Below are 14,068 nucleotides of genomic sequence, written 5' to 3' on the forward strand. Positions count from 1 at the left end.
TTTGCTATTATAATAACTGTAAAAACCCCCAATACATTATATAGTTTTTTGCTACCCCCATAGTAAAAAATACCTTCTCTTGAAAGAACAGCTGATCGACTGGCTGTTCTTTTTTTTGTAAAAGTGGTGTTTTCCTTGCTTTTTCGGGATAGATATAGTATAACTGTTTGAGCATGGGCAAAAATAATTCATAATTCACGATAAGATGAAGAGGGAGTATTATGTTTCAAAAGGGAAAAAAGAATCCTCATAGTGGAGGATTGAACATTATGATTGTTGGGTGTGGAAAAGTTGGTATGACGCTGGTGGAACGTCTCAGCAAAGAAGGACATGACATTTCTGTCGTTGATAAAAATGCGGCCCGTCTGCAGAGCGTAACCAATATGTACGATGTATATGGTGTAGTTGGCAATGGAGCCAGTTTTACCGTATTAAAGGAAGCAGGAATTGAAAATACAGATATCCTGATCTCAGTGACAGATTCCGATGAATTGAATCTGCTTTGCTGTCTGGTTGCAAAACGTTCCGGACATTGTGAAGTTATTGCCAGAGTGCGTACACCGGATTACAGTGAAGAAAAAGTATATTTGAAAGAAAAACTCGGACTTGCAATGATGATCAATCCGGAGCAGGAAGCTGCAAATGCGATTTCACGTATTTTATATATGCCAACGGCACTGGAGGTGGCTCCTTTTGCCAGAGGCCATGCGGAAATGGTTCGTATCAAATTGCCGCAGGGAAACATTCTGACTGGAAAGAAAATTGCAGATCTGGTGAAAGAACTTTCCGGTGCAGTGCTGATCTGTGCCGTTGAGCGAAGCGGAGAAGTATATATCCCAGGAGGAAATTTTGAACTGGCTGCCGGAGATGTCATCAGTTTCATTGCACCGGTGCGGGATGGACGTAAGTTTTTAAAGAAAAACGGATTTCATACACATCAGGTAAAAAGCTGTATCATCGTAGGCGGTGGACGTGCAGCTTATTATCTGGCCAAGCGTCTGATTGAACTTGGAATTTCCGTACAGATCGTGGAAAATAAGAAGGAACGCTGCGAGGAACTGAGTGTGCTGCTTCCGCAGGCAATTGTGGTAAACGGTGACGGTACCAGCGAGGAACTGCTCAATGAGATCGGAATTACGACAACGGAGTCTCTTGTCCCGCTGACTGGAATCGACGAGGAAAATATCATGCTGACTCTGTATGCAAAGGAAGTATCCAATGCAAAAGTTGTTACCAAAATCAATCGTATCACCTATACCGGTGTGATCGATCAGTTGGATCTGGGAAGTGTGGTATATCCGAAATATATTACATCTGAGGCAATCATTGCTTTTGTACGTTCCAAGACAGCGACAATGAATAATAATATCGAAACGATGATCCATCTGTTTGATGAACGCGTGGAAGCCATTGAATTTGTTGTGGGGGATCAGTCTCCAATCGTAAATGTACCGCTGGCACAGTTGAAACTGAAAAAAAATCTGCTTGTAGCATGTATCAATCGCGATGGAAAAATTATTATCCCGGGTGGAAATGACAAGATCCAGGGAGGAGACACGGTAATTATTGTAACAACAAATACTGGATTTCACGATATAGAAGATATTTTACAGTAGGTGGAGGGGCATATTAGATGAATAAGTCAATGATCGCCTACATATTGGGCTGGATTATAAAATTGGAAGGGCTTTTTATGCTGATTCCGGTTCTGGTGGCACTGATCTATCAGGAACGCAATGGCATGTGGTTTGCCATTGTGGCAGCCTGTGCGCTGGCATTCGGAGCATTTGTTACGCATAAAAAACCGGAAAGCAATGTATTTTATATGAGAGAGGGGTGTATCGCTACGGCAATGAGCTGGTTTATCATGAGTGTGATCGGCTGCTTGCCATTTTTTCTGAGTGGGGAGATTCCGTCTTTTACAGACGCATTGTTTGAGACTGTTTCAGGTTTTACAACGACGGGATCTACAATCCTGGGGGATGTGGAAGCATTATCCTATTGTATGCTCTTCTGGCGTAGTTTTACGCACTGGATCGGTGGAATGGGTGTACTTGTATTTTTACTGGCAGTCATTCAGATGACAGGTGGTTCCAATATGAATCTGCTGCGTGCAGAAAGTCCGGGACCGGCGGTCGGAAAACTGGTGCCAAGAATGATGCATACAGCGAGAATTTTATATGTGATCTATCTCGGAATGACAGTGATACTTTTTCTATTACTGCTGTGTGGAAAAATGTCGGTATTTGAATCGTTGACGACTGCATTTTCTACGGCAGGAACCGGAGGCTTTGGCATACGAAATGACAGTCTGACCAGTTGTTCCCCCTATATTCAGTGGGTCGTAACAATTTTTATGATTTTATTTGGTGTTAATTTTAATGCCTTTTATTTTTTGTTACTGCGAAAATGGAAACAGCTATTTCACATGGAAGAAGTCTGGGCTTATTTTGGTGTCATTGTGGCTGCAATTCTGATCATTATGACAAATACGTATGGATGGGGCGTAAATGTGCTGGAAAATCTCAGAAACACATCGTTCCAGGTCGGATCGATCATTACAACGACCGGATTTATGACGGTGGATTTTGACCAGTGGCCTTCGCTGTCAAGATACGTCATGCTGTTTCTGATGATGATCGGCGCCTGTGCCGGAAGTACCGGCGGCGGTATGAAAGTCAGCCGATTCCTGTTATCCGTGAAATCTGCTCTGCGGGAATTAAATTCCTATCTGTTCCCGAAGAGTATAAAAAAGATCAAGATGGACGGAAAGACGGTAGACGAAGAGGCTATCCGTGGCATTAACGTATATTTTACAGCATATATGCTGCTGGTTATATTGTCTACATTTCTGGTCTGCATAGACGGAACAGATCTGGTCAGCGGTTTTTCTTCCGTGCTGGGTACCTTTAATAATATCGGACCGGGACTTGCAAAATATGGACCGGCATGCAATTTCGGTGATGCGTCAACCTTCAGTAAATGTGTGTACATTTTTGACATGCTGGCAGGTCGTTTGGAAATCTTCCCGGTGCTGATCCTTTTGTATCCGCCGAGCTGGCGTGGACTTTTAAAACGCCGGATCAAACGGAAAAAGAATAGCAGAGGAAATGTATCTATATCCTGAATATATCCTGAAGCTTGTACAGAAAATGAAGGAAACAAGCTGTTTAAGAAAAAATAGAAAATGATTCTTGCCAATTCCTGAATAAATTTTAAGAATTTCTGAATCCTATTTACATAGGACAAAAAACTTGGTACAAATTATTATATCATGATGGGTAGAATTGTGGGAGTACGAAGTACGGAACAATTCGTAAGGCATCTTTTGACCCCAACATCATATGATCACAGTGTCAAAAGGGCTGAGTGTTTTATGTACGACAAAGTTTGTCTGGAGGTAGGACAGTGATTTTTCCAAAGTTCATTTATACATTTTTAGTAGCAATGATTCCGGCCGTTGAGGTAAAAGGAGCGATTCCTTTTGGTATGGCATTACAGCTGGCACCGTGGCAGGCGTATCTGATGGCATTATGCGGAAGCTTTTTTGTGGTTTGTTTTCTGGCTTTTTTCACCCACTGGTTTTATGTGGAATGTAAAAAGCATGGATTTTTGAAACGATTTATCGGCTGGATCGATAAAATAGTCACAAAGAATAAGGATAAGATTCACAGGTATGGACCGCTGGCGATTTTTGCATATGTGGCAGTGCCGATTCCGGGAACCGGGACATGGACCGGAAGCATCATCGCCGGAGTGTTGAATATGAAACCGGGAATTACAATCATTTGTGTAATGTGCGGAAATGCTGTGGCCGGGATGATCGTGATGCTTGCAAGTTCGGGTGTTATTCATTTGATTTCACGATTATAGATACGCAGAATGCCAGCTGCATGTCTGGAAGGCGCAGAAAATAAAGGATGAAATCATATGGCAATGAAACTGTTGTACAAAATAAAGAATGAAATTGTTTGATAACAGAAACTGGCATGGACATAACAGTAAAAACTGGCTCTTGAAAAAGGTCAGTTTTTTTGTTATGTATGATTAGAGTGCCAAAAGCTCTGAGCCCGCCTGTACTTGCACAACGGAGCAATCCGTGTGATCAAGATTTGGGTATTTTGATATACAATGTATAAGAGAAAGATGGGGAATAAATAGTTTTATGATAGCTTCACATAACAATCAGAAGAAAATTGCTGTGATCAATGATTTTTCAGGCTTTGGACGATGCTCTATCGCAGTTTCACTGCCGATCATATCAGCAATGAAGATACAGTGCTGTCCGGTACCGACATCGATTTTTTCAAATCATACAGGATTTGACAGCTATTTTTTTGAAGATTATACCGATAAGATGCGGCCGTATATCGCAGAATGGCGGAAACTGGGTCTGCATTTTAACGGAATCTGCACTGGATTTCTGGGATCTGAGGCGCAAATTGGGATTGTAGGAGATTTCCTTCAGGAGTTTGGCAAAAATGGAACCATTGTACTGATCGATCCGGTTATGGGAGATTATGGGAAGCCTTATCCGACCTATACCATGGAAATGTGTCTGGAGATGAAGAAACTGGTGCATTATGCAGATATCCTGACACCGAATCTGACCGAGGCCTGTATCCTGACGGATACGCCATATAAGGAAAAATGGCGGGTAGCAGAGATTGAACAGATGGCAGAAGATTTAAGCCGGATGGGACCGGAGAAAGTGGTGATCACGGGCATTCCGCAGGGGAGCTTTGTAGCGAATCTCTGTTACGAAAAAGGAAAGGAATGCAAAATGCTGCGCACCCACAGAATTGGCACATCGCGATCCGGAACCGGGGATATTTTTTCAGCGATACTGGCAGCAGATGCAGTGAACGGGGTTGCTTTTGAAGAGTCTGTAAAGAAAGCTTCCGGCTTTATCAAAAAATGCATTTTAAGTTCTATCGAACGGGACATCCCACTGACAGATGGTGTCTGCTTTGAGGATCATCTGGGAAGTCTGGCGAGATGATATCAAATGAGAGATCACGCCAACCTTTCCAGGCGGTGAGCAACAAGAAAGTCGAGGTCATTCATTCACCCTTGTGCAAGCACAGGTGGACTCAGACCTTTTGACAATGTAATCAATGATATTAAAAAGAGTGGATATATATAAAGAAAGAAGGAATGAAAAATGGAAATTTTATACAAAGTACATCATGGGTTATATGTAAACCTTACAAACAAATGTCCATGTGCCTGTACATTCTGCCTGCGTCAGACCATGGATCATGTAGGAGAATCCCACAGTCTGTGGCTGGATCGTGAGCCTTCAGCAGAGGAAGTCATCGCAGAATTTGCAAAGTTTGATATGAATGAATTTGAAGAAGTTGTATTCTGCGGATTCGGTGAGCCGACAGAGGCACTTCCGGTATTGCTGAAAGTAGCTGCTTATGTGAAAGAGACATTTGCAAAACCTGTGCGTATCAACACCAATGGTATGGGAAATCTCATCTGGAACCGTGATATCACACCGGAATTTGAAGGTCTGATCGATACGGTATCCATCAGCCTGAATACACCAAATGCAGAGCGTTATCACGAACTGGTGCGCAGCAAATTCGGAGATCAGTCCTTTGATGCCATGATTGATTTTGCAAAGAAGTGTACCAGACATGTACCTAAAGTTGTCATGACAACGGTAGAGACTACGATCACAAAAGAAGAAGAAGCACAGTGCAGTAAGATCTGTGAGGAAGTTGGCGCTGTATACCGCATCCGTCCGTGGGAAGATTAAAACATTAAAAAATGAATATTTTTAAGCAATGGACAATGAATGGGTAATGATACCGCCGGTCTGTCGACCGGCGGTGTTTTTTTCCTTGCAATTTAGCAGGAACTTTATTATAATTTAGATTGCCTGTTAAAGGCAGTAATATTGATACATACACAGATATTTTTTTTGTGGATTTTTTGACAGGAGAATGAAGATGTGGCAGCTGATTTTGGGAACTGCAGGATTTGTCCTGTATTTTGTATATGATATCAACAGTATCCTGAGTAAGAATGTATGTTTGCAGAAATTTTTTGCATGGGGGAGTATTCTAGTCGTGGCGTCTGTCGTAGCAGAGTTCTGTTCTGTATGGGGACAAGGTCATCGGAGCCTGGGAGCAGTGATCGGATTTGGAATCGGATCATTGTTTTTTCTTGGTATGCTTATATATACCTTGTTTTTTGCCCTTCCCTTTGAAGAAACCTATTGTGAAGAAAATAAACTGCGTGCTGCATACACAGAAGGAATGTATGGTTTGTGCCGTCATCCGGGTGTGTTGTGGTTTGCGGGTGCCTTTTTATGCATGTGGGGAATGCTGGGGGGATTAAGACAGGGAATCTATTTTGGACTTATGATTTTCTGGAATTATCTGTATATCATTTTTCAGGATCTGTGGACATTTCCACGGACATTTTTTAATTATAGGGAATATCAACAAAGTACGCCATTTTTAATCCCGAATGGAAAAAGTATCCGGGCGTGCATGAAAAGTATAAGAAAACGCAGCAATCAATCTGGAGTGGACGACTTATGAGCCTAAAAGAAAAATTGAAAAAACATCAATATAATGAAATCTGGCAGCAGTACTGCGGATTCCTTGATCTGTCCATGGAAGGATACATGAAGATCCAGCGGCGGCTGATGGAAGAGCAGATCCAGCTTTGGAGCAACTGCGGACTGGGGCAGTCCATTCTGAAGGGAAAGCATCCGAGAAATCTGGAGGAATTCCGGAAAATGGTGCCGTTGACAGAGTATGAAGATTATGCAGATATTCTGTTGAGCAAGCAGCCGGATATGCTTCCGGGAAATCCGGTGATCTGGATACAGACGACCTGGGAGGGTGGTAAGCACCCGATCAAGGTAGCGCCGTATACCAGAAGCATGCTGGATACATATCGAAATAACGTCATGGCCTGCCTGATTTTGTCTACAAGCCGTGAAAAAGGATCCTTTGATGTGGCTTCCACGGATAAGTTTCTGTATGCGCTGGCACCACTGCCTTATGCGACAGGGTTGTTTCCGCTGGCATTGGGAGAAGAAATCGATATTGAGTTTTTGCCGGCGATCAAAGACGCTGTGAATATGAGTTTCAGTGAGCGTAACAAACTGGGATTTAAGATGGCAATGCAAAAGGATCTGGGATTTTTCTTTGGTCTTGGAAGTGTTGCCTATGCAGTCAGCCAGAGCCTGTCAACTCTGACAAGTTCCGGCGGTGGAGTAAAGCTGTCCAGTCTGTTAAAATGTAAACCGCAGATGATCATGCGGCTTTTGAAAGCAAAATATCGGTGCAAGAAAGAGCAGCGACAGCTGCTTCCAAAGGATCTCTTCCATCTGAAAGGCTTTATGGTAGCAGGTACAGACAATCTGTGCTATAAGGATGATCTGGAAGAACTCTGGGGCATCCGGCCGATGGAACTATTTGCAGGTACGGAGCCTTCCATGATGGGAACTGAGACATGGACGCGTAAAGGTATGTATTTCTTCCCGGATAACGCATTTTACGAGTTTATCACAGAGGAAGATATGCTGAAAAATTATGAGGATCCATCGTATATTCCACCGACATATCTCATGGATGAGGTGCGGCCGGGGGAAAGATATGAACTGGTATTTACTATTTTGAAAGGCGGAGCGTTTGCAAGGTATCGCTGTGGCGATATGTATCGTTGCGTCGGTCTGGAAAACCGGGAAGATGAGACGCGGATTCCACGGTTTGAGTATATAGATCGTGTGCCTTGGATCATCGATATTGCCGGGTTTACACGAATTTCAGAAAATGGGATCAAAAATGTCATTGGACTTTCAAAGCTTCCAATTATAAACTGGGTGGCAACGAAGGAATATAATGAGCAGAACCGGCCATATCTGCACATGTATGTGGAACTGGAGCGGGATGCACTGCTGAATAATGCCATGAGTGCAACAATTTTGAAGGATCTGCTCAGTACTTATTTTAAATATATTGATCAGGATTACCGTGATCTGAAAAAGATTCTGGGAATGGATCCGCTGCAGGTGACGATTCTTACTTGCGGAACATTTGAGACTTATGAGAAACGGACAGGGAAAAAACTGTACCATATGAGCCCTTCACATTATGACCTGAAGGGATTGCTTGAGGTACAGGTGAGTATGAATAGAGTGAGATAAGAGGAATATGGGAACCTACGGATATATTTCAATTATAGCCATGGTGTGCTATGGATTTATGCTGCTGATGTTTCTGGCAGCAAAGAGAAATAAAATTGTAAACAGCTTTCTGGTGGTGCTGACAGGACTGCTTTTGTGGACCGGTGGTTCTGCCTTTATGCGTGCGCAGCTCTGGCCGCATTACGCATTCTGGTATCAGGTTTCATTATTTGGAATCTTACTTCTTCCATACGCATACTACCGTTTTATTCTGGCTTTTGGCGGTGCCAGGGAAGGCATGACAGGCAAAATCTATCTGGCCGTTATGCTTACCTGTCTTGTGGTAAATATTTGGAATGGCGTATTTCTGGCGTGTCCTGAACTTGTAGAAAAAAATGGAAGACCAACCTTTGTATACGATATTAAACCGACGATTCTGGTATTATTCTTTCTTGTTGGAGCATTTCTGCTACACTTGTTTGTAATCCTGGTGCGTATCTGCAAAGCAAATCCAAATATGAAAGTACAGTATGATCCGATAATGCTTGGCGTTGTGGTACTCTTTGCCGGTAATGTTCTGATCAGCCTGCCGCTGCTTTCCGGTTTCCCGATCGATGTCCTGAGCGGTGTCATTAACGTATTTCTGATATTTTATGCACTTACCCGCAGACACCTGTTTCGCTTGCAAATGCTGGCCTCTTCCGGATTATGCTATGGTGTTGGATTTCTGTTTTCGGTAATCGTGTTTTTTAATGTGGTTCCATATCTGCAGAAAGTGCTTCATTTAGAGATGGATAAAAATATGACGGTGTTTGCACTTGTATTTGCAGTGATTTTTCTTGTCATTTATGCGTTGTTTACGTTTTTATGGAAGTTATTGGTGAGAAATGTGTTTGTAAAGGAAGAAGTTCATCAGGCAGAAAAAATCAAAGAATTCAGTTCAGCAATTTCCAAGACATTGGATCTGCAGGAAATTTTGAATGAAACAATCCATGTGTTGAAAGAACTGATGGATGTGGGAAATATCTATATCTGTATGCAGGATGCATCCGGTCAGTCATATCGCGGATTTGCCAGTGATCAGCCACTCAACGACCTGTCTTTTTCACTGGAGGAGGGAAATCCGATGATCCAGTGGCTGGCAGTTCATGATGAGCCTCTGATCTACCGGGAATTTCGCTATACGGTGGAATACAAATCTATGTGGGAAAGCGAAAAGCATCAGTTGGATAAAAAGCATATCCGCTATTGTGCAGGACTGAAAGATGGCGATTGTCTGGCAGGCGTGATCCTGATCACAGCACCTTCTTCAAAAAAGGGACTTGTATACGACGAGGTGCAGTTGATCTCCTCCGTCACATCGGTAGCGTCCATTGCCATCAAGAATGCGCAGCTGTATGAGAAAGCCTGCATTGAGGCGCGGACAGATGAGCTGACCGGTCTGTTGAACCGAAAGTATTTCTATGAAGTATTAAATGAAGAGTTTGAGAAAAATAAGGAAGCATCCCTGGCACTTGCCATTATCAATTTGGATGATTTCAAGTTATATAATCAGTTGTACGGCGTCAAGGAAGGGGACATCTGCCTGCAGGAGGTTGCTGCGATCATTCGCAGCAGTGTGGGAGACAGCGGATATACAGCCCGTTACGGTGGAAAAGAATTTGCAGTCCTGCTTCCGAAGTACGATCTGTTTTCAGCCAGAAATCTGGTAGAATCAATCACAAAGCAGATTTTTGTAATGAACAACCGACGGACGGATATGAAGCTGAAATCTGTGACCGTCAGTGCGGGAATCAGCGCGGCTCCTTTTGCGGCGCGCAATGTCAAAGAACTGATGGAAAATGTGGATCTGGCAGTCTACCATGTAAAACACAGTGGAAAAAACGGCATTCAGGTGTTTGACACGATGTTTAAAAACTGCAATGACCAGGGCAGTACAAAGGACCGCGCCCATATTTACCGGGAATATGAATCAACGATCTATGCACTGACCGCGGCCATCGATGCGAAAGATCATTATACATTCAGCCATTCCAATAACGTGGCCTATTATGCTACAGTGCTGGCCACAGCGCTCGGTATGAATGAGGATATGATCGAGATCATCCGTCAGGCTGCTTTACTGCATGATGTGGGAAAAATCGGAATTCCAGAGTATGTACTGAATAAACCGGGGCGTCTGACAGATGAGGAATATGAGATCATCAAAGGACATGTGGAAGCATCGATTGATATTATCCGTCATCTTCCGTCTCTGGATTATGTTATCCCGGCCGTCATCGGTCATCATGAAAGGTATGACGGAAAAGGATATCCAAGACGAATTGCCGGCGAGGATATTCCACTGACAGCGCGAATTTTATGCATAGCAGATTCCTTTGATGCTATGACATCCAGACGTTGCTATAAGAAAGCATTTCCATTGGAGGTGGCGCGAGAAAAGCTCCTTTTGGATGCTGGAAAGCAGTTTGATCCGGAGTTGGCTTACAAATTTGTGGAGTGTCTGGACAATGGAAGTATTCGGCTGGTAGAGTCCGAAGAAGTGTAATCACGATTTGGGTGTTTTGACACCCAAATCTTATTAAAAAAACGGAGACAGGTTTATAGAAAAAATATTGTAATCAGGAAGGAACAGAGCAAAATCCATTCCATGATTGCAATATTTTTTTGCCTTTTTTTACGTCTTTTTAATAACTTTTCCCCAAAAGGGGTTGACAATAAACGTTAGCAGTGGTAAACTTCGTATGCTGATGTTAGGAAAATCTAACAAAATGTAGCTATGAGTAGTAAAAATTGTAAAAAACTAATAAAATATAGCATTGTACATCATGTGTTACGTTTTGTTAATGAGATGTAGTTCGATATATTACATGGTGACATATTCTAACGATATATAGCTGCATATATTTTTTGTTACCTTTTACTAATAAAAAATGTCAATCTACTGACACGGGAGGGATATTATATGATGCCTTTAGCGATGGCGAAAAGTGGAGAAACAGTAGTGATTAAAAAAATTACCGGAAAAGATTCCATACGTCAGCATCTTGCTGAGCTGGGACTGGTAGTGGATGAATCCGTAACAGTTGTCAGTGAACTTGGAGGAAATATTATCCTTCAGGTAAAAGACAGCAGGATTGCACTGGATCGAAGCATGGCAACCAGAATTATGGTTTAAGCATAGAAGAGAAGAAAGGAAGAGTTTTATGAAAACATTAAAAGACGCAAAAGTTGATGATGTAGTAGTTGTAAAACGTCTGCATGGTGAAGGCCCGATCAAACGTCGTATCATGGACATGGGAATCACAAAAGGAGTTCAGATCAAAGTTCGTAAGGTTGCACCACTTGGTGATCCGATCGAATTAAACGTGCGCGGTTACGAGCTGAGTGTTCGTAAAGCTGACGCTGAGATGATTGAGGTAGAGTAATCATATTTTTTTTACATAAGGATTAGAAGATTCTAATAACAGTTATGAAAAGCTATGAAAAGTTAAAGTAGAGAGGAGAATAAATGAGTATCAAAATCGCACTTGCGGGTAACCCAAACTGTGGAAAAACAACATTGTTTAACCAGTTGACCGGTAGTTCTCAGTACGTAGGTAACTGGCCGGGTGTAACTGTTGAGAAAAAAGAAGGAAAATTAAAGGGACATAAAGACGTGATCATTCAGGATTTACCTGGTATTTACTCCCTTTCCCCATATACATTGGAGGAAGTAGTTGCCAGAGGTTATCTGGTAAATGAACGTCCGGATGCAATCTTAAACATTGTAGACGGTACAAACATTGAGCGTAACCTGTATCTGACAACACAGCTCCTTGAACTTGGTATCCCGGTTGTGATCGCAATCAATATGATGGATATCGTTCGCAAAAACGGTGACAAGATCAACGTTAAGAAACTGTCTGAGACACTTGGATGTGAGATCGTTGAGATCAGTGCATTGAAAGGTGAGGGTGGATTTGAGGCAGCACAGAAAGCCGTAGATGCAGCAGAGAAAAAACAGGATGCAACTCCGCTTCATGTATTTACCGGAAGTGTTGAGCATGCCATCGCACATATCGAGGAGTCCATCGAGATGACGGTAGACCACAGATATCTTCGCTGGTTTGCAATGAAACTCTTTGAGCGTGATGAGGAAGCAGTCAAAGACTTAAATATTCCGGCAGATGTAAAAGCACATATCGAGCAGCACATTGTTGACTGCGAGAATGAGATGGATGATGATGCAGAAAGTATTATCACAAACCAGAGATATGCTTATATCAGCAAAGTGTGTGATCAGTCTGTAAGCAAAAAAGCAGAAGTACACAACCTGACAATCTCTGATAAGATTGACCGTATCGTAACAAACCGTATTCTTGCGTTACCAATCTTTGCAGGTATCATGTTCCTGATTTACTGGATTTCGGTAACAACCATCGGTGGAATCGTTACTGACTTTACAAATGATACACTCTTTGGTGAGTGGATCTGTGGAAACTTAGGACCGGCACTTGAGAGCATCGGATGTGCTGACTGGTTAGTTGGTCTGATCAACGATGGTATTGTTGGTGGTGTCGGTGCCGTACTTGGTTTCGTACCGCAGATGTTAGTACTGTTCTTCATGCTTTCCATTCTGGAGCAGGTTGGATATATGGCCCGTGTTGCATTTATCCTTGACCGTATCTTCCGCAGATTTGGTCTTTCCGGAAAAAGCTTTATCCCGATGCTGATCGGTTCCGGTTGTGGTGTTCCAGGTGTTATGGCAAGCCGTACCATTGAGAATGAGAGAGACCGTCATATGACAATTATGACAACCTGCTTTATTCCTTGTGGAGCAAAAATGCCGATCATCGGTCTCTTCGCAGGAGCATTATTCGGTGGTTCCGGACTGGTTGCAGTTTCCGCTTACTTCATCGGTGTAGCAGCAATCGTTATCTCCGGTATCATGCTGAAAAAGACAAAACCATTTGCCGGCGAAGTAGCACCATTCGTTATGGAGCTTCCGGCTTACCATATTCCAACAGCAGGTTCCATCTTACGTGCAACATGGGAGCGTGGATGGTCCTTCATCAAACGTGCAGGTACTGTTATCGTAGCTTCTTCCGTAATTCTCTGGTTCTTACAGGGATTTGGTTTCGTTGATGGTGCATTTGGCATGGTGGAAGACAATAACTCCAGTTTACTGGCAGCGATCGGTGGAGCAATCTGCTGGATCTTTGCACCGCTTGGTTTCGGTGACTGGCAGTCAACAGTTGCAACAATCACTGGTCTGATCGCAAAAGAGAACGTTGTATCTACCTTTGGTGTCCTCTTCGGTGGTTTCTCCGAAGTGGCAGAGAACGGCGATGAAGTATGGGGTCAGGTAGCGCTTCATTATACACAGTTAACCGCTTACAGCTTTATGGTATTTAACCTTCTGTGTGCTCCGTGTTTCGCAGCTATGGGTGCGATCAAACGAGAGATGAACAATCAGAAATGGTTCTGGGCAGCAATTGGATACATGTGTGGTCTTGCATACATCGTATCTATGATGATCTACCAGTTTGGTTCCCTGTTCACAGGAAACGTTCATCCGGTAGGACTGATCGTTGCTATTATCGAGTTAGTATTTATCATCTATATGCTTGTTCGTAAAAATCCATACGTTGATGAAGCAACTGGTATGGTAAAAAAAGCAGCATAATTTATTCATTTGTGCTAAAATAGTTTAAAATCAGTTATGAAGGAGGAGTTCTAATGGCAACTGTAATTGTAGCAATCATTGTATTTGGACTGGTTGGTCTGATTATCGGTAAAGGCATTTATGATAAAAAACACCATAAGGGCGGTTGCGGTTGCGATTGCTCATCCTGCGGTGGCGGATGCCATTCACAGAAATAAATTTCCTTACTGTGATTAAAAAAATACTTGTTTAAAAATCACCTTGATGCT

At 42.7% G+C, this 14,068-nt stretch carries 12 protein-coding genes; all 12 read left to right on the plus strand.

Annotated features, from left to right (window positions below; genetic code table 11):
• The first annotated feature begins 269 nt into the window (after window positions 1–269).
• Window positions 270–1,616 (plus strand): Trk system potassium transporter TrkA, encoded by a 1,347-nt coding sequence (trkA, locus tag Q0I54_RS01370; protein ID WP_296115819.1) that lies wholly within the window; start codon window positions 270–272, stop codon window positions 1,614–1,616.
• A 17-nt stretch (window positions 1,617–1,633) separates the two neighbouring features.
• Complete coding sequence (locus tag Q0I54_RS01375) at window positions 1,634–3,127, plus strand: TrkH family potassium uptake protein (protein WP_296115820.1); 1,494 nt, start codon at window positions 1,634–1,636, stop codon at window positions 3,125–3,127.
• Between the two features lie 281 nt (window positions 3,128–3,408).
• Window positions 3,409–3,873: a small multi-drug export protein gene (locus Q0I54_RS01380; RefSeq protein WP_296115821.1), complete on the plus strand. Its 465-nt coding sequence runs from the start codon at window positions 3,409–3,411 to the stop codon at window positions 3,871–3,873.
• A gap of 292 nt (window positions 3,874–4,165) precedes the next feature.
• On the plus strand, window positions 4,166–5,002 hold the full coding sequence (locus Q0I54_RS01385) for a pyridoxamine kinase (protein ID WP_296115822.1): 837 nt from the start codon (window positions 4,166–4,168) through the stop codon (window positions 5,000–5,002).
• Between the two features lie 162 nt (window positions 5,003–5,164).
• Complete coding sequence (locus Q0I54_RS01390; RefSeq protein WP_296115824.1) at window positions 5,165–5,767, plus strand: TIGR04100 family radical SAM protein; 603 nt, start codon at window positions 5,165–5,167, stop codon at window positions 5,765–5,767.
• A gap of 193 nt (window positions 5,768–5,960) precedes the next feature.
• On the plus strand, window positions 5,961–6,557 hold the full coding sequence (locus Q0I54_RS01395) for a hypothetical protein (protein ID WP_296115826.1): 597 nt from the start codon (window positions 5,961–5,963) through the stop codon (window positions 6,555–6,557).
• Window positions 6,554–8,173, plus strand: a complete 1,620-nt coding sequence (locus Q0I54_RS01400) for a GH3 auxin-responsive promoter family protein (protein WP_296115828.1) — start codon at window positions 6,554–6,556, stop codon at window positions 8,171–8,173. The genes Q0I54_RS01395 and Q0I54_RS01400 overlap by 4 nt, the downstream gene beginning before the upstream one ends.
• Before the next feature lie 7 nt (window positions 8,174–8,180).
• Window positions 8,181–10,700 (plus strand): HD domain-containing phosphohydrolase, encoded by a 2,520-nt coding sequence (locus tag Q0I54_RS01405; RefSeq protein ID WP_296115829.1) that lies wholly within the window; start codon window positions 8,181–8,183, stop codon window positions 10,698–10,700.
• Window positions 10,701–11,117: 417 nt separating this feature from the next.
• The gene (locus tag Q0I54_RS01410; RefSeq protein WP_296115830.1) at window positions 11,118–11,330 is read left to right on the plus strand and encodes a FeoA family protein; all 213 of its coding nucleotides are present in this window, start codon (window positions 11,118–11,120) and stop codon (window positions 11,328–11,330) included.
• 28 nt (window positions 11,331–11,358) lie between these two features.
• Window positions 11,359–11,580 carry a FeoA domain-containing protein gene (locus tag Q0I54_RS01415; protein WP_021740426.1) on the plus strand — a complete coding sequence of 74 codons (222 nt, stop codon included), beginning with the start codon at window positions 11,359–11,361 and terminating at the stop codon, window positions 11,578–11,580.
• Window positions 11,581–11,663: 83 nt separating this feature from the next.
• Complete coding sequence (gene feoB / locus Q0I54_RS01420) at window positions 11,664–13,820, plus strand: ferrous iron transport protein B (protein ID WP_296115832.1); 2,157 nt, start codon at window positions 11,664–11,666, stop codon at window positions 13,818–13,820.
• 53 nt (window positions 13,821–13,873) lie between these two features.
• Window positions 13,874–14,017, plus strand: a complete 144-nt coding sequence (locus Q0I54_RS01425) for a FeoB-associated Cys-rich membrane protein (RefSeq protein ID WP_296115834.1) — start codon at window positions 13,874–13,876, stop codon at window positions 14,015–14,017.
• Window positions 14,018–14,068 lie beyond the last annotated feature (51 nt).

The organism is uncultured Eubacterium sp. (assembly GCF_934295145.1).
GTDB lineage: Bacteria > Bacillota > Clostridia > Lachnospirales > Lachnospiraceae > Eubacterium_I.